The following is a 26,007-nucleotide window of genomic DNA, read 5'->3' on the forward strand; positions in this document are numbered from 1 at the left end:
GGGTTCAGAGAATCTGAGGATCAGAGATGGTCGGGTGCGGTGACGCCGAGCAGGGACAGGCCGCCGGCCAGCACCAGCCCGACGGCTTCGGCGAGCGCCAGTCGGGCACGGTGGGCGGCCGAGGGTTTCTCGGCGCCCCGTGGCAAGACGTCGGCGAGGAGTGGCGGCACGGCGTCGGCGACGGTGACGAGATGCCGTGCGAGCCGGTCGGGGGCCTGCCGGCGGGCGGCGGAGGCGAGGACGCGGGGGTGGTCGGCGAGGAGGGCCAGGAGACCGGCGTGGTCGGCGATCACCTCGGCTACGGGCCGGTCCGGTAGCCCCGGGGTCGGGGCGGGCCGGGGGTGTCCCGGGAGACCGGGGCGCGCGGTCGGCCGGTACCCGCGCGGCGGGCCGGAGAGGACGGCCGAGCCGTCGCCGGCCTCCGCTTCGATCGTCTCGCCACGGTCGGGGAGGGACGCTTCTCCAAGGCCTCGACGCCCGGCGCGCGGGTCCGCCACGCGCGCGACGCGGGCCGCGGGGTCGGGTGCCGGCCTCGGGCCGGGTGAGGTGGCGGACTCGGGGATCCCACCGACGTCGGAGTCGGCGTCGGGGCCCGATGCCCGGACGAAACCGAGATCCGGACCGAACCCCAGATCGGCGGCGTTGCGGATCAGGGCGCGTATCCGGGCGTGCGCGTACCGGACGCGGAACAGCGGGTTGGACTCTCGTTGCGCCAGGTGGACGGCGTCCGCTCGGGCTTGGTCGTGCGCCGCGGGGTGCAACAGGGCCCACCGTGCGGCGTCCCGCCCCAGGGGCAGTGGATCCCCGGACACCGGCACCGGCCTGACGACGCGGTCCGTCGGCGCGCCCACGACGTCGACATCGACGCCCAGCACCGTCCGCCACTCCGGCGGCGGAGCCGCCGCGCACCGGGTCAGGACGGACACCCCCTGGGCGCGGAGGAGCCGGGCAACCGAGTCCATGACGACGACCGCCCGGACCTCGCACGGCGCGTGGAGTCCGACGGCGCCGCCGGAACCCCGGAAGGCACCCGCGGAGTCCGTGTCCGGGGTGGGGCGTGCCTCGGGCGCCTCGGGCGTCCGGGCGAAGCCGTACCGCGATCCGTGCAGCAGGATCTCCCGGACGAGCGCGACGGCCGCGGTGTCGTCCAGGCTGATGTTGAGGAAACCCGGTCCGCTGATCCGCACCTCGGCGACACCGGGGGCCTCGACGAGGTGGGCGCGGACCACCTCGGCCACCTCGCGGGCCGATCGGCCGGCCGGACCGGCGAGTTGCAGGGCGACGGCCGTGGCGAAGTCGCCGCTCCCCCCTGGTCCGGGCGTGGTGAGCACGGCCCGCTTCGGCACACTCACGGGGAGCTCTCCCGCCTCGGCGGCACGCCGCACGGCGTCCAGCACGGTTCGGGAGAGCTCGACGGGGGTCACGTGACCAGCGTATGGGAGGAAGGGGACAGGTGTGTCGCCCGGGCCTGGCGGCGGTCCGGCATGTGGACAGAGGCCGACGAAAATCGACCGGCCCTCGCGGGAGAAACGGGACGCCGTCGCTAGCCGGCCCACTCCGCGGGCGGTGCGCTGGACCAGGGAGCGGCCACCCCGCCCGCTTCCCCGGTTCCACGCGAACGAAGCCGCCCGACGAGGCGCACCAGCTCGGCGGGCTCGAAGGGTTTGGGCAGGAACGCGTCCACCCCCGCCTCGACCCCGGCATCGACCTCTCCCGGGGTGCAGGCACTGATCACGGCGAGCGGCAGAGAGCTGGTTCGCGGGTCGGCACGCAGCCGGGCGGCGGTGGTGAGGCCGTCGAGTCGAGGCATGACGACATCGAGAGTCACGACGTGCGGCCGAACACGATGCACGACTTCCAGACACTCGGCACCATCGGCAGCGGTCACCACCTCGAACCCCTCCAGTTCGAGATTGACCCTGATCAACTGCCGGATGACCCTGTTGTCGTCGACCACAAGGATTCGGCCCGCGGCGCCTGGCACAACTAGAGAGTAAGTCCACTCCGGCCGCCGCGTCCCGGTTTTGCCCACTTCCACACCCGGGGGCCCACCGGCCCCTGCCCCGGCCACCGAGCACGCGGTCCTGACCACGCTGATCGAGCTGGTAGTGTTCTACCCGTCGCCGCGAGCAACAGCCCGGGCGACGAGGAAGCCCCCGTAGCTCAGGGGATAGAGCAACGGCCTCCGGAGCCGTGTGCGCAGGTTCGAATCCTGCCGGGGGCACTCGCCCAGGATCAGCAGAAATCAAGCGCTGACCAGGACGGATGCCGACAGAAGAGGGCGGGAGTCAGTCTCACTGACTCCCGCCCTCTCGCTCTCTCAGAGTTCGCGGCGCACCTCCGACACACTGCCGGAGCCACTCCCTCCTGGCAGAGGTGGGCAACCCCGCGTCGCTTCGCGTGTCATCCTCGGGCCACGCTTCGACAGATCATCCAGCTCCCGATTCGCGTCGCGCGCCGTCCCGATGAGGCTCGCAGAGCTTCGAGTCAGAGACGCGAGGCCAATGCGAGGCACCCCCCGAGCCTTCACCAGGCGCCATCTTGGGCTTCACACCAACGCCAAGCAGGTCTTGGCGACCCTTCGCGCAGCCCACGCCGAGCGCGTTGTGGCAGGAGTGTCTCTGTTCGACGAGCGGGGGGGTTCTTCGTGTACGGCGTGTGACTCGCGGCGGGGTAGGGGCAGGCAGCGGATGGCTTGTCGTTGATCGAGGAGGGTACGTGCCGTCGGTGTCGGGGTTGATGTGGTGGCACCGGGCGCCCGCGAGGCAGGAGTTGGAGCCTTGGGCTGAGGTCCTGGGACAGGCTCAGCGGAGCGGATGTCACGCGGGAACGGGTCGAGTGGGCACGGGTGGGGCGTGAGGAACTCGTGTCGGTGCCGACCGCGGAGAGCGTGGTGACGCCGCCGGTTTCCGTACCGTCCGGTGGCCGGACGGCTGTCGCTGACGAAGCCGTCTTGCCCGACCGAGCGCCGCAAAGGCCTCGACCCGGACTCCGTGGCGGGCGAACGCCTTCGCCAGCGCCGGGCCCTGGTCTACGCTTCGACCCACAGCAGCTTCGGCAGCCGGCCCGGCTTGTCCATGAACGTTTCCGGCGGGGAAGGGCGGCCTCGCGGTCGTGGACGTCCGCGATGGTCACCGTCACCTCGAGGAGCGGCCCTCGGTGTCGGTCAGGGTTCGACGCCTGCTCCCGTCGCGTGACTTGCCCACCGGCCAAAGAACCCAGAAAAAGCCCGAATCATGATAGAACCCGGTTGATCTTGACATTTGATGAACATCTGAGCAGGGAATGTGACGCCCGCCACGGCATGGGGCGGTTGGGCCTGATGTGATCATTCGTGACCAGACGGCCACAGCACCTGCGAGCAACGCGAAGTGCTGGGGGATGGCCGCGACAAATGGAGATCACGTGCACAAGCGCTTCATGACCATCACCGCTTCCTGCGGACTCGCGCTGGCGGTCGTGGCGCCCGCCGCCACGGCCCTCGCGGTGGCCGGCGACGACCCGATCGCCGTCGGTGAGGACGGGCAGATGGTCCAGGCGGAGCAGCTGAGCCCGGAACAACTGGCGGCCTTCACCAACCAGCCGGTTGCGGAGGGATTCGACGTCTCGGGGGAGGAAGCCGGAGCCAGTTCGGTGCGGGCCGCCGCCACAACCAGGTACCGGAAGGCACAGTACAAGCGGGGCAGTTCACTGATGTGGACCCGTGACACCGTGTACTTCGGCTACAACGGGAGCAAGGTCACGTCCTCGAAGGGCTGGCAGGAGAGCGGGCACGTCTTCCCGAATATCGCGAAGAACAACGGGATCAAGCGGTACCACACCACCTCGTCGACTCACAAGTGGCGTGCGAAAGACACCATCGGTGCCGGGGTCCCCACGCCTTGGGGCGATGTGAAGGCGTACTCGACGGATTACACGCACTACTTCTCGGGTGGCAAGTCCGGGGCCTGGAACTGGAAGGGCTAAGGTTTCACGTACGAGTGCGGTAAGCGGCCGGGGCGCCTGTGGATACTCCGACGCCCGGTCGTCGCGCCGTACACGGGATGTCACCGATGATCAGTATCAGGAACCTTACGAAGAGCCATGGTGGACACCCGGTTCTGAGCAACGTTTCCGCCGAATTCCGCACGGGCAGGGTCAGCTACCTCTTGGGCCCGAACGGAGCCGGGAAGACTACCCTTTTCACCTGCCTGGTCGGCCTGGAAACACACACCGGAACCGTCGAGTTCGACGGCCGTCCACTGGCGGACGTGCGTGAGCACGTCTTCCCGGTGTTCGACGACTGTGCCCTGTACCCGCACTTGTCCGGCTTCGACAACCTGCACTTCCTCCTTGGCCGGAAGACCCACTGGGAAGATGTCCGCACGGTCGCGGACGGTGTGCTGGAGCGCGCGACGCTGCGCAAGCCGGCCGGGGCGCTTTCCTACGGGCAGCGCAAGAAGCTGTACACCGTGGGCCTGCTGCTGGCGCGGCCCTCGTACGTCGTCCTGGACGAGCTGGCGAACGGCCTGGACTACGACAGCCTGCAGTGGCTGCGCGCCTCGCTGCAGCAGCTCAAGAAGGACAGCGTCGTGGTCGCCTCCGGCCACCAATTCGACTTCTACGACCGTGTCGCGGACGATGTGTTCGCCATATCCGAGAACGGGCTGAGCCAGCTTGATTTCAACCACGCCACCGGTGACCGGCTCGAAGACGCGTACCTGGCCCATCGCGCGCACGGTCCGCGTTGATCTGCGTTACCAGTGGGCGTCGCGATATTTCCTGTACACGCTCGTCTGCTTCATGGCGGTCGCGTCGGCTTTCGCTGTGGGCGCGTACGCCACTGCGCTCAGCGCGGTGAACAGCCTGCGGCAGGAGTGGGCGTTCCTGCGCCAAGAAGGCGGATACACCTTCGAGCGGGCCGTCGGCCTCGGCAGCGATCCCACCGACGATCCTCTCAAGGAGACCTGGGAGAGCGCCGGGCAGGCCGTGGCCAACCTCCACCCCTTGCAAGGCACCGTCAACCTGCTCCAAGTCCTGTGCTTCGTCATCGGTCCGCTCGTCTTCTTCACCTACGGCGCGATCGCACCGACCCGCGACGCGCACTACAAGACCCTGAAGTTCCGCGCGGTCCGCGAAGGACCGCGGAGGCTGTTCCTGTCCCAGGTCGTCGCCCTGACAGCGGCGGTCACCGCTCTGACCGCGGCGGCCTTCGTCGCAACACTGCTCACCAGCACGGCTCTGCACCTGGCCGTGAGCGGACGCGTCGACACCCGGCTACTCGAAGTGCCTGGTGACCTCTCCCCGGCCGACACCCTGCCGACCCTGGCCATGACGCTCGCAACCGGCGGGGTCTTCGCCCTCCTGGGCATGAGCGCGGCGCTCATCGTTCGGCGCCCGCTGTATGTGCTGCCGGTGTTCCTGGTCGGCTTCTTCCTCGTACCCATCCTGGGCCGGTTCGACCCCCGCAACCTCCTGATGGCGATCGCCTACCCACACCTGGAGTTCGTCGGCGGATTCATTCCCCCCGCCCCCGCACGGGTGTCAGAGCTCGTCGCCGCCGCGCTCCTGGCCGTCGGCACGGCAGGGGTGCTGGCCGTCACCTATGCCGTGCACTCGCGCAGATCGCTCTACACCACGTGAACGCGTCAGTCCCTCTCTGTCAGCCTTGGGTGAGACGCCCCGCTTCGGCGGGTTAGCCTGAGAGGGCACGACAGGAGAACCACCCCCTCATGACCAGCACCAAGCCTGCCGGATCCGACCCGGCTCCCCGGCCGAAGCGCCGCACTTTCAGCCCCGAGTACAAGCTGCGGATCGTGGCCGAGTACGACGCCGCGCCCAAGAACGAGAAGGGCGCAATCCTGCGCCGCGAGCGGCTGTACCACTCGCACGTCAAGGAATGGCGGGCCGCGCGGGATGCCGGGGCTCTGGAGAAGCTGGTCGACAAGCGCACCAGCCCGGCGAGGCCGAAGAAGTCTGCTGCCGAGGCGGAGAACGAGAGACTGCGCCGCCAGGTGGAACGGCTGGAGAAGGAACTGGCCCGCAACAAGGCCGCGTTGGAGGTAATGGGAAAAGCTTCCGCGCTCTTGGAAATGATCTCCGAGGGCGCGGACTGAAGGCTGCCGCCGACCCGGTGGTCGACGACGCGTTCACCGGCGTCGAGGGCAGGCTGGGCGTGACGGCCGCGTGCCGGCTGACCGGTCGATCGAGGGCCACCCACTACCGCCGGCTGCAGCCCCCGCCACCGTGCAGGCCCCGCTCGCCGCGGGTCCAGCCCGCGGCTCTGACGGCCGAAGAGCGGGCTGCGGTACTGGAGTTGATGAACCGCGACGAATACGCCGAGCTGCCACCCGCGCAGATCTGGGCCCGCGAGCTGGATGCCGGGCGCTATCACTGCTCCGTCTCCACGATGTACCGGATCCTGCGCGAAAGGGGGCAGTCCGGTGAGCGCCGCCGCCAGGCCACCCATCCCGCCAAGACGGTGCCCGAGCTGGTGGCCACCGCCCCGTCGCAGGTGTTCACCTGGGACATCACCAAGACGGCCGGACCGGCCAAGGGCATCTGGTACCACGCCTACGTCATCATCGACATCTTCAGCCGCTACATCGTCGGCCACACCGTCGAACTCGCCGAATCGGCCGGACGGGCCGAGGAGTTGATCCGCGAGACCATCGCCCGCAACGGGATCGTGCCCGAGACCGTGCACGCGGACCGCGGCACCTCGATGACGAGCAAGAAGGTCTCCCAGCTGCTCATCGATCTCGGAGTGACAAGGTCGCACTCCCGGCCGAAGGTCTCCAACGACAACCCTTACAGCGAGGCACAGTTCAAGACCACGAAGTACATGTCGGACTATCCCGAACGGTTCGACTCACTGGCCCACGCCCGCGAGTGGTTCGACGCGTTCATCGCGTACTACAATCATGAGCATCGGCATTCGGGCATCGGCTGGCACACGCCCGCTTCCGTCCACTTCGGGACCGCCGAGGAGGTCCGCGACCAGCGGGCCGTCACCCTCGCCGAGGCATACGCCCGCCACCCCGAACGCTTCGGCCGCCGCCCCCGACCACCCGAGATACCCCAGACCGCCTGGATCAACGACCCAGCCAAGCGCCGCGAACCCACACCACAAATCTCATAGCGTCACGACCGTCTCACTGGACTTGAAATCTTCCGAGTCACCATCGCGAGGTACCCGATCGGGATGGCGGTGGCTCTCTCCTCCAGGGGATGTCCCCCACTGACGACGCGGCACGGGCCCTGCTGATCCGCCGCCCCACCGTGCCGAACATGAAGAACGAGAACGGTGAACGCGTACGCAAGGCCGCCTACTTCCTGTACTTCTTGTCCGCTGTCGGCCTCGTCCGGTGCAGATCGGCCATCCTCCAACCCACCTTGGGAAGATGGCAGTCCTGAGCGGAACTCCCACGACCTCCGCGGGCCTCAACCGGCGTAGTACATCTCGAGTGCTCGGTCGAAACCACCAACGCGGGACACGGCACCCAGAAGGCTCGCCGCCTGCAACGGGTTGGCGACCACGCGGGAGGAGCCCTCGGGCCGGTGCCCGTCGACCGCGGGCGGGCGTCACGCGGCGCTACCGGCTCGGTGGCCAGGGGATGCCGGCCCGTTCGAGCATGCCGCTGTACCTCGCCCGGCGTCGACGGGCCAGGGCGACACCCAGTGCCCACAGACCCGCCGCGACCGCCCAGGCGCCGGCACACACCGTCACCGAGGTGGCGGTGAAACCGAACTGTGAGAGGGGAATGAGCAACACCAGCGGCAGGATCAGAAGTTGGACGAGCCCACGCTTCCTCTGCGTGCCGCTGTAGTCGACCTCGATGCGCGCGTGGAGGAGACCGACCGCGTGTCGGGCCTCCGGAAGCGGTGTGAGGCGATCGCGGCCGGGACGCATACCGGGCAGCCGTCCCCCGTCGAGTGCGTCCGGGTACCGCTCGGCGGTGCGCTCGGCGCGCCGGGCCGCGTCCGGCATGCGGCGGAAGTCGAAGTAGGGGTTGGGGCTTCCGCCGGGAGACAGCGAGGAGAGGCCGCCGTACTCGTACCCGTACTGCTCCGCGACGTAGGCGAAGGACGCGAACTTCTTCCGTGATCTCAGCAGATTGCGCGCGACGTGGCGCTCCGCGCCGTTCGTTCCGTCACGCGTCAGCGACCGCAGTTGTTGCCGCAAGAACATCGACGCCCTCTCTTCATGGCTCGTGATCGTGGTCCATACGATGGCGGTCGGCACCACGCGCATCGTAGGTCTCGTTCGCACGTCGGCTCCGACCGAGCGGACCTGATGCCTTGTCACGCGCGCAGGGGGATGGATGGGATCGGCGAAGTTTCCGCACCTGGGTTTCGACCCGGCACCGGGCGACCCGGAGGCGGTCGAGCAGTTGGTCACCATGGTCGGCGTCGTCATTCGGGAGAGCGGCGACGCCCGGACCAAACTGAACAGGATCGGCACTGTGGACGGTGTGTGGGTCGGCGATTCGGCGACCGCGTTCGCCGAGTCCGTATCGGTCATCCCGCCGTACCTCGGGAAGTCCCTGAACGCGCTGGAGTCCGCCCACCGTGCGCTCTCCGCGTGGGAGAGCGGCCTGAGCGAATTCCGGTCACGCGCCCGTCGGCTGGAGCGGGAGGCGGCCGAAGCGGCGAGCCGGGTCGATGCCGAGAGGGGCCGGCTCGACGGGCTGCCGAGCGACACGTCGGGCATGACCGACACGGAGAGGGACGAGCACGCTCGGGACGTGAGGCGCGGGCGGCGCGCGTACGACGCGGCGAACGACGAGCTCGAAGCCGTTCGGGCCCGCGCCCGATCCCTGAACGCCGAGTTCACCGCGGTGGCCGACGTCGCGGCCCGGCAGGTGCGTGACGCGGCCGACGACGCTCCACCCGAGCCGGGTCTGTTCGACGGTCTGGTGGAAGAGTTCAGGGAGTTCCTGGGGGACGCGTGGGACACGATCACCGACCCCGACTTCTGGAAGCTCGTCGGTGACGTCCTGGCCGACATCGCCATGGTCATCGGTGTGATATGCCTCGTCGCTCTCCTTCTCGGCACCGGGGTCGGGGCGCTCGGTCTCGTCGGCTTCGCCGTCGGGGTCGGGGCCTTGGCCGCGCACGGCGTGGCGTTGGCGGGCGGTGCGGAGGGGATGACCTGGGAAACCCTGGCATGGGACGTGGGAGGCGTGCTCACCGGCGGTGTGGGTCTCGCGGGTGCCCGTCTCGCCCAGGCGGGCAGGGCCCTCGTCCAGTCCGGGCGGGCGTTGCGCGCCTCACGAGGGCTCATGGCCGCGGTGGGCGAGATGGGTCCGGGCAACCACCTCAAGGGGATCGCGCAGATCCCCAGCGGCGTGACGAACAGTGTCCGGGGGTTCTCCATATCGGCGCGGGGCTGGACACACGTCGCCATCGGCAACACCCTCGACTGGACCGGGGCGTTGACCGGCACCGGCCTCGCGCTCGGCTCGAACGCGAACGACTCCCGGTGGACGGACGGGGAGTGGAACCTCAAGGACGTTCCCCTCGTCGGCCCCTTCGCCGGGCTGTACGCGGACGGGCCGGCCGACGGAGTGACGACCCCGGGCCCCCCTGGGCCGCGGATCGACTCCTCCAGGACCCTGAGGTCGGCGGGCGCGAGCTTCACGTCGGGGCTCGCGCCCTCGCGGTTCGGGACTGTCGCATGACCGCCTTCGTGGGCGACGTCCCGTCGCCCCATGCCGCGTACGCCTTCCGACACCAGGTGCCGGACGAGTTCGTGAGGCTTCCGGACCCCACGACGTCCGACGGATGGCGGAAGGCGATGGGGAGACTCATGCCGGAAGCCGACGACGAGCAACGGGAGGCCGCCGCCGCACGGATGCGGGACTACCTCCCGAGGCTCTCACGGCGAGGCGAGGAGACCACGATCCTCACGGCGATGTGCGTGGGCACCGAGAACGTGGAGGGGGACGAACGGTTGTCGATGGGCCTGCTCGCCGTCTCCGTGCGTCCCAGTGGGCACCAGGACCCGCTCCTGGCCGCCGAGGGGATCTACCAGGCCAAGACGAGGCGGCTCCTCACGGACGCGCGCGACGTGGAGGAGGTGGACTACCCGCTGGGCAAGGGGCTTCAGGGGGAGCAGGACCTGGTTTTGGCGGTCAAGCTGCCGTCGGGGCCGGGGGTGATGTCCACCTCCCTGCGATCGCTCACCCTCCCGGCGGCCGAGGGACGGCCCGCGCCGGGGGTCCCGATGGCGTCACTGCAACTCGTCATCCCGGCGCCGAGGGGCTACGCCGTGTACGTGACGATCGCCACCCCGTCCGTGTTCCTGCTGGACTCCTACTGCCTGCGGCTGGCCCACATCGGCCGGTCGTTCGACTTCGACTCGCCGGCGGGGTCCGGCCCCGTCGAGGCGGGGAGACCGACGAACCGAGCCCGCTGAGAGGAGCGCCGGCCCAAGAGCGCCGACCGTCGCGGGGCGCCGGCGAGCCTCGGCCGTCTCGCGGCCCCCGACGGGTGCTTCGCCTACTTCTCCCCCGCGTCACGGGACATCCGAACCTCGTCGCACAGCCGCCGGTCCAGTTCGAGGAACTCCTCCGACGCCTCGTCCGCGAACCTGGACACGCCCTTGGTCAGCTTCGACAGCCGCCCGAAGCCGTGGTCCCAGGACTCGGCGAACGCGTCGCAGGCGGACCGAAGACCGTCGTGACCCAGCCGGCCGGAGTCCGCGCGAGTCATCGCCTTCGACGCCCTGCGCAAGTCGTCGCCACCGCTCTCCAGCGTCCGAGCCATCTCCTTCACCTCGTCGCTGGAGAACCTCAGAAATGACATGGGGTCCCTGCCTTCCCTTTCCCGCCTCGGCGATCGACGCCCCGCCCGCCCTGACCGGGACCCGCCGACCGACGAGGGGCGGCGAGGGCACCCCCCGCCCGACCGGTGCCGCGAGGCGGGTCAGAGGTCCTGGATCTGGAGGCTCCGGGCGATGTCCTCGTACAGGCGCTCGCCGTTCGGGCGGGCGTCGCCCTCGGCCGGCATGAGCACCCTCAGTCGCCAGAAGGCGCCCTCTTCCTCGTTGGCGTAGAGTCGCTCGATCTGGTGGAAGGTGATGTCGTCCTCGTCGCTGCCGTAGTCGCGAAAGGTGGTGGCGATCTCGGCGGCGGGTCGGCCTCCGCGCGCTCCTCGGCGAGCGGGTGGACGGTCCCGAGCTCGCCGAGGCCGCCGCGCTCGCCCGCCGGGCGGCGGAGTCCGCGCCCGGCGAGGGCCGCCCGCTCGCCGCCGCGAACTCCGCGCTGCCCTGGCCGGAGGAGCCCCATCTGGCCCTGTGGCAGGCCACGACGATCCTGCGCGAGCATCGTGGCGACGGCCACCTGGCCGCCCTCCTCGTGGCGGGGCTCGACCCCGTGGAAGCGCTGGTGTCGTTCGCCGCGATCGGCGCCGCGCCCGGCGCGGTCTTCGCGGGCCGGGGCTGGAGCCCGGCCGAGTGGACGGCCGCCCGCGAACGGCTCGTCGGGCGGGGTCTGCTGGACGCCGACGGCACGGCGACCGACGCGGGTCGCGCCCTGCGCGCCGAGATCGAGCGCGGCACGGACGCGTTGGCCGCCGCCCCCTGGCGGGAGCTGGGGACCGAGGGCACCGCTCGACTCGCCGACCTTCTCGGCCCGCTCTGGCTGGAGGTCCTCGGCTCGGGCATGCTGCCCCGCGAGAACACGCTCGGCATCGGCAAGGTCTGACATCGCCTCTCGTGTGCCCCTCGGACCGGCCCGCCGGCCGAGCCCCGCGCGCCACCCGCCCGCTCAGATCCCTTCCGTGAGGAGGAACGGGCTCGGCTCCCCCGACCAGGACACGTACAGGCCGTCGCGGGCCCGGGTGCAGGCGACGAAGAGCAGGCAGCGCTCCGCCAGGAGATCGGCCTCGTGCTGGAGACGGTCGACGTCCACCGGCGTCAGCGCCTTGGGGTGCGGCACGGCTCCGGCGCGGACGCCGATCACCGCGACGCAGCGGTACTCCAGGCCCTTGAAGGCGTGCATGGTGCCGACGTTCACCGCGTCGGCGGCCGACGGCCGGTCCGCCCGCAGTCGCCGCGCGGGGATGCCCGCCGCCGCGAGGTGCTCGGCCACCTGGTCGCAGATCCGGTTGAACCGGCCGCTCACCCCGATGTCACCGGGCGCGACCCCGTCGTCCAGCCAGCCACGCACACGCTTGACGAGGGCCGCCAGCTCCGCCTCCGGTGAGCCGGCGCCGTGCGTCTCGGGGCCGCTGCCGCGCAGGGCCGAGCGGTAGCCGAGCAGGGTCTCGTGTCGGGCGTCGTCCTCCAGTCGCGCGAAGGGACGGCCCACGAGCAGCGCGGTGGACCAGCTGAGGATCTCGTGGGTGGAGCGGTAGTTCCTGCGCATCTTCGTCGACCGACCCGTCACCTTGATCCCGACCGCCTTGAGCGACACCCGGTTGTCGTAGACGCGCTGGTGCGGGTCGCCCGCGATGAACAGGTCGTCCGGGCGGGCCGGGGCGGCGGCGCGCAACAGCCGCCACTGCGCGGGGTGCAGGTCCTGTGCCTCGTCGACGACGACGTGCCGGTAGCGCGGCCCGGTCCGCTCCAGCAGGTCCGCGGCCTCGGCGCAGGTCCCCAGGTAGGTCCGCAGCCCGTCGGCCGCCAGCCGGGCGCCGAACTCCTGGACGGCGGCCCACACCGGGGGACGGGCCGCCGCCGGCAGCGCGGTGCCGCGCCCCTTGCGTTCGGCGGCCTCGTACTCCTCGTACGTCCGCAGGTTCCGGGCGAGGACGACGTGCTTGTACTCCTGGGCGAGGAACCGCGGGTCCCCGGTGAAGCCGGCGACGCGGGCGGCCTGCTCCCAGCGGGCCTGTTCCTCGTCCGCCCGCAACGGCCGGAGCCGCGTGGACAGCACCCGTCCGGCGAAGGCGTCGACGGTCGTGACGTCCACCCGGTCCCGGAGCGCCTCGTCGTCGACGAGTTCGGCGAGGCCGGAGCGCAGGGCGGCCACCAGGGTGTTGGTGAAGGTGGTGAGCAGGACACGGTCGCCGTCCCGCAGGTGCCCGAGCAGGTGGCGCACGCGGTGCAGGGCCACGACCGTCTTGCCGGTGCCCGGCCCCCCGGTCACCTGGGCGGGCCCGGAGTACGAGGCCCGGTAGGCCACCTTGTGCTGGGACGGGTGGAGGAAGACCCGCCAGGCCGCGAACGGCTTGTCGAGGATCTCGCGGAGTTCGTCCGATCCGGTGGCCTGCGCGATGCGGGCGCGGGTGTGTCGGATCGCCGTCTCGTAGTCGGACGTGTCCACCGGTCCGGCGCTCTCGGCGGCGGCCAGGTGCGCGGCGACGACGTCCCGCCACACCTCCTCCACGCCGAAGCCGGCGGCGAGGTATTCGAGGACCTCGCGTTGATCCTGCGGGAAGAACGGCGCGAACACCTCCAACTGCTCCGCGTTCGTCAGTACGCGGGCCTGCCGCAGCGTCGTCCCGTCGATGCCGAGCGCGGCCAGGTCACCGTCCGAGACGGCGGCGAAGAGTCGCTGCTCGGGGGCGGGGGCGGTGCGCTCGTACGCCGGGGCGAGTTCCTCCAGGACGGCGATGTCGCGGATCTCCACGGCCCGAGTCACCGTGTTGATGGACGCCTTCTGCTTGACCGCCCACGTGTTGGCCTCGTCGTGCGGCAGCACCCGCAACAGGACGTAGGTGTCCCCGCTGTCGGGCGCCAGCACGACCCCCCGGGTGCCGCGGTCGATCCTGATCGTCCGGATGTGCGGGTCACGGGCGTTCTTCAGCGACTCCAGCTTGAGCCCGGGGTCCTTGAACAGCTGCTTCAGGCTGAGCCGTTCGAACTTCTCCCAGGCGTCGAAGACCCCCTTGCGCACCGTTCCCCGGAGCTTGGGGAGCTGGGCGCAGAAGGCGATGTCGAAGGCGAGGTGGGGCATGGCCGTGCGTCTCTCCCGCTTGTTCCGCCGGTCGGTCTTCAGTGCGTCCCGCCGTCGAGGTCCAGCCGGATCAGGGCGAGGACCTCGGCGACCTCGGCGGTCAGCTCGTCCCCGGGGCCGTGCACGGATCGGAGGTCGGCGTGCAGCGGTTCGAGGAGGGCCAGGGCGTCGGCGGCGCGGCCCTGGGCGAGCAGCAGCATGCCGATGTCGCGCCGGAGTTCGACGGCCTCTTCGCAGCCGTCGCCGTCCACCGCCCGGACGACGGCGAGTACCGCCTCCAGCGCCGTGAGCGCCTCCGTCACCTGGCCGAGTTCGGCGCGGCAGCGGGCGGCCTGGGCGCGGCAGGCCCGGGCCTGCCCGCTCGTGGGCCCCGCGACACGCCCGTAGGCGTCGGCGAGCGCCGTGAACTCGGGCAGGGCGGCCCGGTAGTCGCCGCCGAGCAGCCGGATCGCCGCCCGCTGCGTGCGCAGCTCCAGTACCTGCCGGTTCTCGGCACCGAGGGCGCGGGCGGCGGGCTCGACGACCTCGCCGAGCACCTCCGCCGCCTGCGCGAACCGCTCCTCTTCCAGCAGGGCGTCGCAGTGCGCGTACGCGTCCGCGATGTCCGCCCGCAGCTCGTCCGGCAGGGGCGGGGACGCGGCCTCCGGTTCCTCCGAGGACGTGGGGGCCGCCGCCGACGGGGTTCGTGAGCGGGGAGCGTACGGGTGGCGGAACGGCCTGGTCGGGTCGGGGACGCCGGCCGGTCCGGTCTCTCCGGGCGACGGGTCCCGCCCGGCGCGCGGGAGGAGGGGCAGCAGCCGTTCGTACACCTCCCGCACGTCGGCGGGCCTGGCCTCCGGTGCCTTGCGGAGCAGGCGCAGGACGAGTTCCTCCAGCGCGTGCGGGACCTCGGGGCGCAGCCGACGCAGCGGGGTGGGTTCCTCCGTGACGTGCCGGTACATCAGCGCGTACTCGCTGTCGGCCCGGAACAGCGCCCGACCGCAGAGCATCTCGTGCAGCACACAGCCGAGCGCGTACAGATCGGTGCGCGGCGTCACGCGCCCGCCGCGCACCTGCTCGGGCGCCATGTACTGGGAGGTCCCGATCGGGCTCCCGGTGGCGGTCAGCTTGGTGGTGTCGGTGCGCAGGATGGCCGCGATGCCGAAGTCCAGGACCTTCACGGTCCCGTCCCGGGCGACGAGGACGTTGCTCGGCTTGAGGTCCCGGTGGACCACGGGGATCTCGTGGGCGTGGGACAGCACGGTGGCCACCTGCGCGGCCACCGCGACCGCCCAGCTCACCGGCAGCGGCCGGGCCGGGTCCACGTAGGCGGACAGCTGGACTCCGTCGACCAGCTCCATGACGAGGAACAGGTGCGCGTGGGACTCGTCCAGGACGGCGTCGTGGACCTGCGGCACCCCGGGGTGCCGGATACGGGCCGTGATCCGTGCCTCGCGCCGGAACCGCTTGGCGAACTCCTCCGCCGACCGCTGTGAGGTGACGGCCTGGGGCCGGATGAGCTTCACCGCCACGGGCCGGTCCAGCACGGAGTCGTAGCCGCGCCAGACGTCGCCCATGCCACCGTGGCCGAGCTCCTCCAGGAGTTCGTAACGTCCGTCGATGATCCGCTGCGGCACCGTGCCCCCGCCCCGTGGCTGTTGCTGTCGCCGACGCGGCAACCGGGGTGGTGTCGACCGGACCACGCGTCGGAACCAGTGTGGTGGGGGCGGCGATCTTCCGTCCAGAGTGGCGCACGGGGTTCGTCACATCTGGCCGAGAACCGCCCGCGGTGCGTGATCTCGCCGGTCGTACTCGGCCCATACGACCTTTCCGGGTGCCCCTCGGGGCCGCGAGCCCCAGCCCCATCGGTCGGCGACGGCGGCGACCAGGAGCAGGCCGCGCCCGTCGACGCGTTCGGCGCCGGGAAACCCCCGCTCGGGCTCCGGCAGGCGTTCGCCGCGGGCGTCGACCACCTCGACGCGCACGGGGGTTCCGGCCCACGGCGGGACGTCCAGGCGTACCCGGAAGTCCCGCCCCGGGACCCGACCGTGGTGAACGGCGTTCGCCGCGAGCTCGGCCACCAGGAGTGTGACGGCGTCGTGTGCCTCGGTGCCGTACGGGACGCCCCAGGAGTGCAACCGCTCCGCACACAGCCGTCGTGCGAGTCGGGCGCCGCGCGGGGTGGGGCTGAAGCCCATCTCGAAACACCGGGCGAGGCCCGGGGCCGGGGCGGCGGGGCGTGGGGCGCCGGTGAGGTCGTTCGTCATGGTTCCACGGTGGCCCTTGCCGGCACGCCGTGACCATGGGTGATGCGCCGCCGCCTCCCCCCGGTACGCGGGCGGCGGGCGCGTTGTACGCGCGGGGAGGGGTGACGGCGACACGGGGCCTTGACTTGCCTCGGCCACGTCTCGGGGCCGAAGTGGACTGCCGGGGGATCGGCGGATCGCGGCTCCAGGACCTCCGGATGTCTCTCGATGGTTCGACACCAACGAGCGGTTCAGCAGGTCCGGCCGTCGACCCCAAGCATCTGATCTCGACCGCTTGGCAGGGCGGACCCGCGACCGTAGGCCTTCGGACGGAACCCCGGAGGCGAGCCCGCTCTCCTCGCCGCCCGGTTCGGCTTCAGGCGCCTCTCGTTGGCGGCGCGTCGAAGGTCGCGGGCGACCTCCCGCCCCCTGACCACGATCGACGAGTCTCGGCTGTCGCTCACGCGGGCCTCGTACAACTCGCTCGTGTACGCGGCTTTCGCGCACCCCGAGGGTGACCGCGCGACGTCGTGCACGTTCTCCTTACGACGGATCGCCCACCCGACGGCACGACGCGAGGCACGCGGACGGACCAAGGGGTGTGCGCACGGGGAAGGATGGCGACGGTGCGGAACGCTGACGCGACGACCGGGCAGACATCGACGGAACCACCAGGCGCGGCCGAAACCATCGAGCGACCACCGGAGGACCACCCCGGACACGGCGTGGTCACCGCCTTCGGCCGGCAACTGAAGCTCCTCCGCACACGGGCGGGCCTGGAGCGCGCGGAGTTCGGAAAGCTCGTGGGCTACGCGGCGCAGTCCCTCGCCTCGTTCGAGCAGGGACGCCGCATCCCACCCGGCAAGTTCATCGACCGGGCGGACGAGGTTCTTGACGCGGGCGGAGTGCTCAAGGCGCTCAAGGAGGAGGTGGCACGGGCACAGTATCCGGCCTTCTTCCGGGACATGGCGCGGCTGGAGGCGGAGGCGGCAACCCTGAACGTGTACGCGGTCTACGCCGTGCCAGGTCTGATGCAGACCGAGGACTACGCACGTACGGTCTTTCAGATGCAGCGCCCACTGCTTCCAGTCGATGTGATCGAGCAGAGGGTGGAGGCCCGAATGGCCCGGCGGGCGATCTTCGAACGACAGCCGGCCCCGCTGCTGAGCTTCGTCATTGACGAGGGAGTCCTACGCAGGCCGATCGGGGGCGACAACGTGTTGCGCGAGACTCTGGAACAGCTGCTGGTGACTGCACAGTTCCGCAACGTGGAGGTGCAGGTCATGCCGACCGAATGCGCTGATCACGCTGCCTTGGGTGGCCCCTTCACGTTGATCGACACCAATGGAGGCCAGCGCATCGCGTACGCGGAAGTTCAAGACGACAGCCGGTTGTACACTGACTCGGTCAAAGTCCGTGAGCTGGAAGCGCGTTATGGCATCCTGCGATCCCAGGCGCTGACACCAAGCGAGTCGTCGGCGACCATCGTGCAAATGATGGGAGAAGCATGAAGAGTCAAGACATCGCTACGCCCACAACTGAGCCCGCCTGGTTCAAGAGCAGTTACAGCACGGGAGGCGGCGGCGAGTGCATCGAGGTGGCCGCCACCCCCGACACCGTGCACGTACGGGACTCCAAACAGCCCAACGGGCCCATCCTCAATGTCAGCCCCCGGGCATGGACCAGCCTCGTGCAGTCGACGGCCAACCACTCAGCGTGACACCACGGTAGGGGCCTCGCTCACCAGCGCGACGCACGAGGCCCCTACCGGCGTGACACCCAGGGCGACTCGCTCCGTCGTCCGCGTTCTCGCTACCGCCAAGCGTCCGTCGTGCGGATGAACCCCCGGGCGTGGTCCGGGCTGGTGGAGTTGGCGGCCGACCGTACGGCCTGACACGGGAGGGGCACCGTGAGGTGGACGGGGCCCCGTTCCACACCGAGGCCGAACTACGTCCCGTCGTCCACGTTCTCCTCGCGGCGGATCATCCGCCAGGCGGCACGACGGGCGCTGCGGTCCAGACTGGACTTGAACCCTCGGTCCGCCCCGAAGTACTGGCGGCCGAGGCCGGCGACGGAGTCGACGTGGTCGGCCATCTTGTCCTCGAAGACCCGGTCGAAGACCTTGCCGAAGTTGTCCTCGTCGTTGACGACGGCCGCGGCGCGGACCTTGGGGTCCGCCTTGGCCTCCTCGAAGGGCCGGATCACGTCCTGTTCGGTGAAGTCCGTGCCGAACTTGGCGTTGAACTGGTCGATCAGTTCGGACAGAAGGGACTTCTCCGCCTCCTTGGCGCCGCCCCTTCCCTCGCCGAAGCCGGGCATCATCGCGGGCCCTTCCGGGGCCAGGGAGACGTCGTGCTCCCCGGTCCGCTGGACGCGCAGGTGACTGAGGTCGACTTGCCCGATGTCCACGCCTCCGTCCGTGCGCCCGCGCAACCGGCTGAGGAGGTGGCGGCCGTAGAGGTGGAGTCGCTCCAGGTCGGGGTCCTGGTAGGGGACGATCTGGGCGAGGAATCCGTACTTGCGCACGTAGTCCTGTAGGTCGGCGCGGAAGTCCTCGGCGGTCCTGACGTCCTCCTCGTCCTCGTCGTTGTCGCGGAGGGCCTCGTAGCGGGTGACCGCCGGGGAGAGCAGGCGGTACAGCTCCGCGTGCAGCTTCTCCCACTTGGCCGGAGACCCGCCGGCCTTCTCCTTCGCCTCGAACCAGGCGGCGGCGAAGTCGTCCATCTCGGTCTCGGAGACGATCGGCGCGGCCATGACCCGACTCTGTGCGAGGTAGAGAAGGTTCGGATCGGAGGGGAGGGTGTTGGCCTCCTCGAAGTAGGGGCGGAACGCCTCCCTGATGTCCTCGGCCTCGTTGCTGAAATCCAGGACGGCGAGGTCGGCCTGGGCCTTGCGGTCGGCGATGCGGTTGAGCCGCGAGAGGGTCTGGACGGCCGCGATGCCGGTCAGCTTCTTGTTGACGTACATGGTCGTCAACAAGGGCTGGTCGAAGCCGGTCTGGTACTTCTCGGCGACGACCAGGATCCGGTACTCCCGCTGCCCCTTGGCTCCGTCCTTCACCGCCTTGTCATCGGCCCGCGTGTAGCCGAACGCCTTGGGGAGGGCGGTCTCGGACAGGCCGCCGTTCTCCTTGGACTCGGTGGTCTCCTCACCGTCGATGGTGAGAGACCCGGAGAAGGCCACCAGGACCCCCAGGTCCGGGTACCTGGTGTGGTAGTCGCGGTCCTGGATGTAGCTCTTGATGGCGCGGGCCATCTGAACGGCGGACTGCCGGGACGCCGTCACGACCATGGACTTGGCGCGCCCGCCGAGCCGACCCCTGGTGTGGGTGACGAAGTGTTCGACTATCACCTGGGCATGCTGCGAGACGGTCGAGTCGTGGGTGAGGACGTACCGGGCGAGCAGGGAGTTGGCCTTGGCTGGGTCCACCTCGCGTTCGTCCGCGTTCTGGTTCACCAGTTTCCAGTAGGTGCCGTATGTGACGTAGTTGCGCAGGGGGTCGAGGATGAAGCCTTCCTCGATGGCCTGGCGCATGGAGTACGTGTGAAAGGGGCGGTAGGCGGTCTTGCCGTCGACCTGGTCCGGGGTGCCGAAGAGTTCGAGGGTCTTGGGCTTGGGCGTGGCGGTGAAGGCGAAGTAGGAGAGGTTCGCCGCCCGGGACCGCTCCAACGCCTTCTTCTTCAGCTTGTCGGCGACGGCGACGCTGGTCGCGCCCGCCTCCTCGGAGTCGGAGTCGAGACCGAGTTCGCGCAGGACGGCGCGGACGGAGGTGGCCGCCTCGCCGGACTGGGAGGAGTGGGCCTCGTCGACGACGATAGCGAAGGTGGTGCCGTCGATCTCGGTGGGGTTGCGCTTGAGGTAGTCCAGCAGCGCGGGGAACGAGTGCAGGGTGACAGTGACGATTTTTCCGGTGTCGCGCGAGAGGGCGCGGGCGAGCTGCTCGCTCTTGGCCCCGTGCTTCTCGTCGATCTTGACGACCAGGCCGTCCGTCTGGGAGAAGCTGCCGACCGTCTCGCGTAACTGGGCGTCGAGGTTGCGCCGGTCCGTGATGACAACGATCTTGTCGAAGACGGGCGCGCCCGGCTTGATGAACCCCGCGGCCAGTGCCTCGCCGTTCAGCGTCCGGGGGTCGTTGTCCGCGTGCAGATCGGAGAGGCGGTGGACGAGCCATCCGATGGTGTTGGACTTGCCCGACCCGGCCGAGGCCATGATCAGGTAGTTCTGACCGGCCCCGTGGGTGGCGGCGTGCGCGGTCAGCTTCCTGACCGCGTCCCACTGGTGGTAGCGGGGGAAGATCGTGGTGCGGGTGGTGCCGCCGCCGGGGGTGCGGGTCCGCTGCTGGTGCGCGAAGCGCTGGAGCAGGTCCAGCCAGTTGTCCCGCTCCCAGACCTGTTCCCATAGGTAGGAGGTCGCGTACCGGCCGTACGCCGTGGGCGCGGGGTTGCCGGCGCCGCCGGGGCGGCCGGGGCCCTCGGAGCCGGTGTTGAAGGGCAGGAAGCGCGTGTCCTTGCCCTTCAGGGCGGTCGCGACGAAGACCAGGTCGGGGTCAACGGCGAAGTTCGCGATGACCCGGCGGGTGAAGATCGGCTCGGTGGGGTCGCGGTCGGTCCGGTACTGCTCCTTGGCCCGCTCGACACCCTGTCCGGTGAGCGGGTTCTTCAGCTCGGCGGTGGCGACGGGGATGCCGTTGAGGAACAGGGCCAAGTCGAGGCGGTGGCTCCAGTCGAGCTGCTTGGTGGCGTAGCGCAGCTCGCGGGCGACGGTGAGGCGGTTGGCGCGGTAGCCGTCCAGGACGGAGGCGTCGGGTACCAGGTTCGGCCTGAAGTAGGCGACGCGGAGGCGGACGCCTCGGTCCTTGACGCCGTTGCGGAGGACGTGGAGCAGGCCATCGTTGGCGATGGCCTGGTCGAGACGGCGGACGAAGCCGCGCTCGGCCTCGGCGGGGTCGCCGTAGACAGTGCGGAGCTGGTGCCACTCCTCGGCCTGGGTCTCCCGGAGGAACCCGAAGAGCTCACCGGTGTCCAGGGCGAGATCGGGCTGATAGCCGTCGGGACTCACCTCCCGCCACCCCCGCTGGACCATGGCGGCGACTATCGCGTCGCCGAACGCGGACTCACTGTGGACCGGGCCGGGGCTCATGCGCTGATTCCCTCCGTGGTGTTGCGTCCGCTGGCGGTGGAGACGTCGAACTGGCCGGTGACGGCGGCGGTGATGAGGGCTTGGCGACGCTCGGACAGAAGGCCGAGTTGACGTTCGATGCGAGGGCGCAGCTCGTCAAGAGCAGCTCGACTTTCCGACACCCACGCCACGAAGTCTGCTTGCACATCCAGACTGGCCACCGGAATTGGCCACGCCTTGACCTCTTCGAATCGAATGTTCGCCATGGACTGCGAAGCGCCATTCGAACTGGCCGCACACAGGGCGCGGATTCGACGCCCTCGCGCAACGGTTGCCACGAAATCGGCACTAAGCCTGCCGTCCAAACGAACGCGGAAAATCTTATCCGAAAGGAGAAGTTTCCCACGAACACGAGGCACAACAGCGGTTGACCCGACCAACTGAGGAGTGTTCGCCCGAACAATGAGCAAATCCCCTTCACGCACCTCACTTGCCAGCTCGGGTTCAACTTCGGCCGGAAGCCTCTTGTTCTCAGCGGGAATGAACAGGCCAGGCCTTAGACAGCTGACCTTGAGAACCCCCCATTCACCGTCGGCCGCCGGCACCGCCTCACATTGAGGACTGATACCTTGATCAACGCCCAAGAGGAACCGGCGCAGCGACACCACACCGTGACGCCCAACGAGTTCGTCAATACTCGAATCGAGTTGAGCTGCTTCCCGCTCATCCAGCTTTCGAAGGACATTCTGCTGAAGACTGCCGAGTCTATCGATACGCGCGGTCTCGGCGTCGAGGAAGTCGGCGATGCGAAGCTGTTCTTCGATGGATGGTGCTGGGATCGTGATTTCACGAGCTACTTCAAGATTGATTCGCGGCCGCGTCGAGCCGCGTACCATTGTCCGCACCTGCTGCGCCACGAGTGACGAGCTCAATGCCCAGGCGGCATAGCGATGGGTCAGCCGGGACTCGTCCAGACGGGCACGAAAGCAGTCCGCCTTTACGATGGCAGGGCTGATTCCTTCCGGAGCGACGCACGCCCTCCCCACGGGATGATTCTCGTCTCCGAGACCAGCGATGAGCAGATCACCCGGCTTCACTTCATGCCGCTTCAAATCACCAAAATAATCAAGCGAGATGAACGCGGCATCCTCATCACGGAAAGCGGAAGAACCGACATTTCCGAGGCGAATAACACGCGCCCCATCATCTGCGTAGTGGCTACTTGTGAGCGCGCTACCAAATGGGCCATCGACAATCTCATTAATGAACCTTCTGAGTGCCGTCATGCCATGGAGAGAGGCGATTGCACTGGTCACTCCGTCACCTCCCCCAACAGCGCCTGAATCTCCGCTTCCAGCGCCTTCAACTCCGCGTCGATCTCGGCCAGCGGGCGTGGCGGCTCGTACACGTAGAAGTGTCGCGTGAAGGGGATCTCGTACCCGATCTTCGTCTTCGCGTGGTCGATCCAGGCGTCAGGGACGTGTGGGTGGACCTCGCGCTTGAGGTACTCCTCGACGTCCTCGCCGAGCGGGACGTTTTCGTAGTCGCGCAGTTCCGGGTCCGGCTCGAACTCGCCCTTGATTTTCTGCGTCTCGCCCTCGGGGTCGCGGACGCCCACCGCCTCCCGCAGTGCCTTCGCGAACGGCGCGCCCGTGGGCCAGAGCAGGCCGGCCGCCACGACGGCGTCCTTCAGGGCCACCAGCGCTTCGGACTTGGTCACCCACGACGAGCCGAGCAGAGTGCGCACGGCGGTCACGAAGCCCTCCGCGTCCGGCAGCTTCTGGACCGGCTTGGCCGAGGCCAGGGCGGTCAGGGTGTCCTCCGTGACCTCGAAGCGGAGTTTGAGGGGGCGCTCGACCGTGATGCGCTGGTAGCCGAAGGCCGTGTTGTCGAAGACCTTGATCTTGCCGTGGAGTTCGTGTTCCGGGTCGGCCGCGGCCTGGATGGCCTCCCCATAGAGCCCTGTGATGGCCTTGATGTGAGGCGCGCCCAGCTCCTTGCGCTTGTCGCCGAGGGACTTGCGCATCTTCTGGAACTGGTCCCGGGCGTCGAGGAGGACGACCTTGCCCTTGTGGTCGGGGGACTTGCGGTTGGTGAGGATCCAGAAGTAGGTGGAGATGCCGGTGTTGTAGAAGAGCTGGTCGGGGAGCGCGACGATCGCTTCAAGCCAGTCGTTCTCCAGGATCCAGCGCCGGATCTCGGACTCGCCGGATCCGGCGGCGCCGGTGAAGAGCGGGGAGCCGTTGAAGACGATGGCGATGCGGGAGCCGCCACCGCCCTTGGCGTCCACCGGCTTCATCATCGAGATCATGTGCTGGAGGAAGAGGAGCGAGCCGTCGTTGATGCGGGGCAGCCCGGCGGCGAAGCGGCCGGCCTCGCCCATGTGCTTGTGCTCGTACTCGACCTCGTCCTTGACCTTCTTCCACTCCACGCCGAACGGCGGGTTGGCCAGAAGGTAGTCGAACTTGTCGCGGCGGTGCGCGGGGTCGCTGAAGGAGTTGCCGAAGGCGATGTGCTCCGGGTCCTGCCCCTTGATCATCAGGTCGGATCGGCAGATGGCCCAGGACTCGGGGTTGAGTTCCTGCCCGTACACCTCCACCGTGGCCCCCGGGTTCAGGGAGCGGATGTGGTCCTCGGCGGCCGAGAGCATGCCGCCGGTGCCGCACGCCGGGTCCATCACCGTGCGTACCACGCCCGGCACCTGCAACGCGTCCCCGTCGGGGGCGATCAGCAGATTGACCATCAGCTTGATGACCTCGCGGGGGGTGAAGTGCTCGCCCGCCGTCTCGTTGGACTGCTCCGCGAAGCGCCGGATCAACTCCTCGAAGACGTAGCCCATGTTGTGGTTGGGCACGGTCCGCGGGTGCAGGTCCAGGTCCGTGAACCTGCCGATGACCTGGTAGAGCAGGTCCGCGCTGTCGAGACGCTTGATCTGCTGGGCGAACTCGTACTTGTCGAGCACCTCGCGGGCGTTGTCCGAGAACGCCCCCACGTACTTCTGAAGCAGCGTCGCCGCGTTCTGCGGGTCCGCGGCGATCTTCTTGAGGGTCAGGGCACTCCTGTTGTAGAAGGAGTGCCCCGAGGCCTTGCGCAGCCAGTAGCCGGGGTCGATGTCGTCCTCGTCCCGGTAGCGGGCGACGGTCTCGACGACCTTCTCCCGGGTCGGTTCCAGGACGCACTCAAGCCGGCGCAGCACCGTGAACGGCAGGATGACCTTGCCGTAGTCGGACTGCTTGTAGTCGCCGCGCAGGAGGTCGGCGACGGACCAGGCGTGGTTCGCCAACTCCGCGTGCTTACCGCTGTTCAAGGGGTTCCCCCGGTTTCCTTTCGAGCCGTCCCGCCCGACGGGGGCGGGTGTGGACGAGTGTGCCGCACGGGTACGAGGTCCGGGTGCGGTTCGAGCCGCGCACGGCCGGCGACGGCTCCGATCCGGTAGCGGGGCGCCGACGCGCCGGCCGTCGGGCTCGATGCCGGTCGTGAGCCGACGTGTCGGAAGGCCGTCGCCGGTGCCCGACCTCGCGGCGGGCCTCTTCGATGAACAGGGCGATCACGCCGGCCAAGCTACCGCAGGCGTCCGACACCGATCCCGGGCGGCGTGGACCGGCGGCCGGGAGGGGCGGGACGTCACGGCACCTCCCGGTGGTGGCCAGGGCCGGGTCACGCGGCGACCGGCTCCGCCCGGCACTCGGCGCACCGTGCCTCCGGGCCGGGATCATGGCTGCGGAAGGCGCGCTCGCAACCGTCGCAGGTGACGAACGGGGCGGGGCGCGCCCGACGCTCCACCGCGGGCAACGGGGGCGGCAGGAGGTGGGTGAGCCGGTACTCCAGGAACCGGGCCGGGTGGCGGATCTGCTCGGGTTCGGCGGGGAGCCCGGCGGTGAGGGTGCGGGTGATCTGGTCGGCCGTGGCGGATCGGGCGAACCAGGTGTCGACGGCCGGGGCGAGCCGGCGGACGTCGAGGGCGGAGAGCGCCAGGCGGGCGTCGGCGAGCCGGAGCCGGGCGAGGAGGTCGCCGGCCCGGCCGGTGGGGGGCGCGGGCGGCTGTGGGTGCGCCGTGTCGGGCCGAGGGAGGGAGCGGGCGTCGGGTCGGGGCCCGGGGGCGGTGTCAGGAGCGGCGACGGGGCGGGTGTCGGGGGCGGGCCGTTCTGCCGCCGGTCGGTGGTGGTGGTGGTGGCGACCGTCGCTTCCGGGCCGGGGCCGAGGGCGGGGCGGAGGCTCGGCCGGGGGCTGGGCGTGTGCGCGGGCGCGGGTGTCGGAGCGCCGGGCTCGGGGGTCGGGCCGGTCCTGCGGGGGTGGCTCCGGCGCCTTCGACGCGGGCGGGGGCGGGGGCGCGGGGACCGGGCCACGCGGCGGTGACGCCACGCGGCCGGGGTTGTCGTAGGCGAGCGTCCGCGTGGCGAACCTGCCGCCGCCGAGGGGGACGCGGGGGCGGGCGAGGTATCCGAAGCGCTCCAGCTCGTTGAGCGCCCGACGGACGGTCGTCTCGCCCTCGCGGAAGCGGAGGGCGAGGGCCTTCGCGGTGACGGAGACGCCGTCGGGCAGCGACTGGATGAAGACGGCGAGGCCGATCGCGGCGGCGGAGAGGTCGGCGTGCTGGGCGAGGTGGTTGCCGACGACCGTGAAGCGGTCGGTGTGCCGGTGCCGGATATGGATCACCCCGGAGGGCGGGGCGCCTGCGGGGATCTCGGGGTGCGCGGGCGGGGTCGCGTTAGACTGCGGGTCAGCCATCGGGAAGCTTGCTTCTTCCTGATCGGTCAGGCCCTCGTCAGGATTGCCGTCCT

At 70.0% G+C, this 26,007-nt stretch carries 21 protein-coding genes, 1 tRNA gene and 1 pseudogene; 12 read left to right on the forward strand and 11 right to left on the reverse strand.

Translation table 11 applies throughout. The features are described 5' to 3' along the window. Positions 1-20: 20 nt before the first annotated feature. Positions 21-1,424, reverse strand: a complete 1,404-nt coding sequence (nrtL, locus tag JEK78_RS05680; RefSeq protein ID WP_200263014.1) for an ArgS-related anticodon-binding protein NrtL — start codon at positions 1,422-1,424, stop codon at positions 21-23. 119 nt (positions 1,425-1,543) lie between these two features. After that, on the reverse strand, positions 1,544-2,032 hold the full coding sequence (locus JEK78_RS05685) for a response regulator (RefSeq protein ID WP_200264007.1): 489 nt from the start codon (positions 2,030-2,032) through the stop codon (positions 1,544-1,546). A 120-nt stretch (positions 2,033-2,152) separates the two neighbouring features. Here JEK78_RS05685 and JEK78_RS05690 point away from each other — a divergent pair. The 7 genes from JEK78_RS05690 to JEK78_RS05720 all read left to right on the forward strand — a co-directional run bounded on the left by JEK78_RS05690 (position 2,153) and on the right by JEK78_RS05720 (position 7,395). After that, positions 2,153-2,224: transfer RNA gene (locus JEK78_RS05690), tRNA-Arg, on the forward strand. Between the two features lie 1,181 nt (positions 2,225-3,405). Continuing rightward, entirely contained in the window at positions 3,406-3,966 is a 561-nt protein-coding gene (locus JEK78_RS05695; RefSeq protein WP_200263015.1) for a hypothetical protein, read from the forward strand. A gap of 182 nt (positions 3,967-4,148) precedes the next feature. Continuing rightward, the gene (locus tag JEK78_RS05700) at positions 4,149-4,730 is read left to right on the forward strand and encodes an ATP-binding cassette domain-containing protein (RefSeq protein WP_242483275.1); all 582 of its coding nucleotides are present in this window, start codon (positions 4,149-4,151) and stop codon (positions 4,728-4,730) included. Then, positions 4,678-5,622: a hypothetical protein gene (locus JEK78_RS05705; RefSeq protein ID WP_200263017.1), complete on the forward strand. Its 945-nt coding sequence runs from the start codon at positions 4,678-4,680 to the stop codon at positions 5,620-5,622. Before JEK78_RS05700 ends, JEK78_RS05705 begins: the two co-directional genes overlap by 53 nt. Before the next feature lie 89 nt (positions 5,623-5,711). Further along, positions 5,712-6,095 carry a transposase gene (locus JEK78_RS05710; RefSeq protein WP_200262091.1) on the forward strand — a complete coding sequence of 128 codons (384 nt, stop codon included), beginning with the start codon at positions 5,712-5,714 and terminating at the stop codon, positions 6,093-6,095. Between the two features lie 17 nt (positions 6,096-6,112). After that, positions 6,113-7,120: an IS3 family transposase gene (locus JEK78_RS05715; RefSeq protein ID WP_200262090.1), complete on the forward strand. Its 1,008-nt coding sequence runs from the start codon at positions 6,113-6,115 to the stop codon at positions 7,118-7,120. 89 nt (positions 7,121-7,209) lie between these two features. Next, the gene (locus tag JEK78_RS05720; RefSeq protein WP_200263018.1) at positions 7,210-7,395 is read left to right on the forward strand and encodes a hypothetical protein; all 186 of its coding nucleotides are present in this window, start codon (positions 7,210-7,212) and stop codon (positions 7,393-7,395) included. 178 nt (positions 7,396-7,573) lie between these two features. On the opposite strand, the gene JEK78_RS05725 is transcribed toward JEK78_RS05720, so the two are convergent. Next, on the reverse strand, positions 7,574-8,224 hold the full coding sequence (locus JEK78_RS05725) for a hypothetical protein (RefSeq protein WP_242483276.1): 651 nt from the start codon (positions 8,222-8,224) through the stop codon (positions 7,574-7,576). A 79-nt stretch (positions 8,225-8,303) separates the two neighbouring features. On the opposite strand from JEK78_RS05725, the gene JEK78_RS05730 reads away from it, so the two are divergent. Together JEK78_RS05730 and JEK78_RS05735 are read left to right on the forward strand one after the other, a co-directional pair. Continuing rightward, complete coding sequence (locus tag JEK78_RS05730; RefSeq protein ID WP_200263019.1) at positions 8,304-9,662, forward strand: hypothetical protein; 1,359 nt, start codon at positions 8,304-8,306, stop codon at positions 9,660-9,662. After that, positions 9,659-10,399, forward strand: coding sequence for a hypothetical protein (locus tag JEK78_RS05735; RefSeq protein ID WP_200263020.1), 741 nt, complete (start codon positions 9,659-9,661; stop codon positions 10,397-10,399). Before JEK78_RS05730 ends, JEK78_RS05735 begins: the two co-directional genes overlap by 4 nt. A gap of 83 nt (positions 10,400-10,482) precedes the next feature. Here JEK78_RS05735 and JEK78_RS05740 read toward each other — a convergent pair whose 3' ends face one another. Continuing rightward, entirely contained in the window at positions 10,483-10,788 is a 306-nt protein-coding gene (locus tag JEK78_RS05740) for a hypothetical protein (RefSeq protein ID WP_200263021.1), read from the reverse strand. A gap of 338 nt (positions 10,789-11,126) precedes the next feature. On the opposite strand from JEK78_RS05740, the pseudogene JEK78_RS05745 reads away from it, so the two are divergent. Then, positions 11,127-11,687, forward strand: a pseudogene (locus JEK78_RS05745) (hypothetical protein); the annotation flags it as partial. A gap of 63 nt (positions 11,688-11,750) precedes the next feature. On the opposite strand, the gene JEK78_RS05750 reads toward JEK78_RS05745, so the two are convergent. The 3 genes from JEK78_RS05750 to JEK78_RS05760 form a co-directional block, all read right to left on the reverse strand. Then, positions 11,751-13,883, reverse strand: a complete 2,133-nt coding sequence (locus JEK78_RS05750) for a UvrD-helicase domain-containing protein (protein WP_200263022.1) — start codon at positions 13,881-13,883, stop codon at positions 11,751-11,753. A gap of 38 nt (positions 13,884-13,921) precedes the next feature. Next, complete coding sequence (locus JEK78_RS05755) at positions 13,922-15,499, reverse strand: serine/threonine-protein kinase (protein WP_200263023.1); 1,578 nt, start codon at positions 15,497-15,499, stop codon at positions 13,922-13,924. 126 nt (positions 15,500-15,625) lie between these two features. Further along, positions 15,626-16,129, reverse strand: a complete 504-nt coding sequence (locus JEK78_RS05760) for an ATP-binding protein (RefSeq protein WP_242483277.1) — start codon at positions 16,127-16,129, stop codon at positions 15,626-15,628. Between the two features lie 668 nt (positions 16,130-16,797). Between JEK78_RS05760 and JEK78_RS05765 the strand changes: the two genes are divergently transcribed. After that, the gene (locus JEK78_RS05765; RefSeq protein ID WP_242483366.1) at positions 16,798-17,619 is read left to right on the forward strand and encodes a helix-turn-helix transcriptional regulator; all 822 of its coding nucleotides are present in this window, start codon (positions 16,798-16,800) and stop codon (positions 17,617-17,619) included. Then, a complete protein-coding gene (locus JEK78_RS05770; protein WP_200263025.1) occupies positions 17,616-17,828 on the forward strand; it encodes a DUF397 domain-containing protein in 213 nt (70 codons plus the stop codon). Before JEK78_RS05765 ends, JEK78_RS05770 begins: the two co-directional genes overlap by 4 nt. A gap of 227 nt (positions 17,829-18,055) precedes the next feature. On the opposite strand, the gene JEK78_RS05775 is transcribed toward JEK78_RS05770, so the two are convergent. The 4 genes from JEK78_RS05775 to JEK78_RS05790 form a co-directional block, all read right to left on the reverse strand. Further along, positions 18,056-21,247: a DEAD/DEAH box helicase family protein gene (locus JEK78_RS05775; RefSeq protein ID WP_200263026.1), complete on the reverse strand. Its 3,192-nt coding sequence runs from the start codon at positions 21,245-21,247 to the stop codon at positions 18,056-18,058. Then, positions 21,244-22,542 carry a restriction endonuclease subunit S gene (locus tag JEK78_RS05780; protein WP_200263027.1) on the reverse strand — a complete coding sequence of 433 codons (1,299 nt, stop codon included), beginning with the start codon at positions 22,540-22,542 and terminating at the stop codon, positions 21,244-21,246. Before JEK78_RS05780 ends, JEK78_RS05775 begins: the two co-directional genes overlap by 4 nt. After that, entirely contained in the window at positions 22,539-24,533 is a 1,995-nt protein-coding gene (locus JEK78_RS05785) for a class I SAM-dependent DNA methyltransferase (RefSeq protein WP_200263028.1), read from the reverse strand. The genes JEK78_RS05780 and JEK78_RS05785 overlap by 4 nt, the downstream gene beginning before the upstream one ends. A gap of 350 nt (positions 24,534-24,883) precedes the next feature. Then, positions 24,884-25,882: a hypothetical protein gene (locus JEK78_RS05790; protein WP_242483278.1), complete on the reverse strand. Its 999-nt coding sequence runs from the start codon at positions 25,880-25,882 to the stop codon at positions 24,884-24,886. Positions 25,883-26,007: the final 125 nt, after the last annotated feature.

Source organism: Streptomyces sp. HSG2 (assembly GCF_016598575.1).
Lineage (GTDB): Bacteria > Actinomycetota > Actinomycetes > Streptomycetales > Streptomycetaceae > Streptomyces.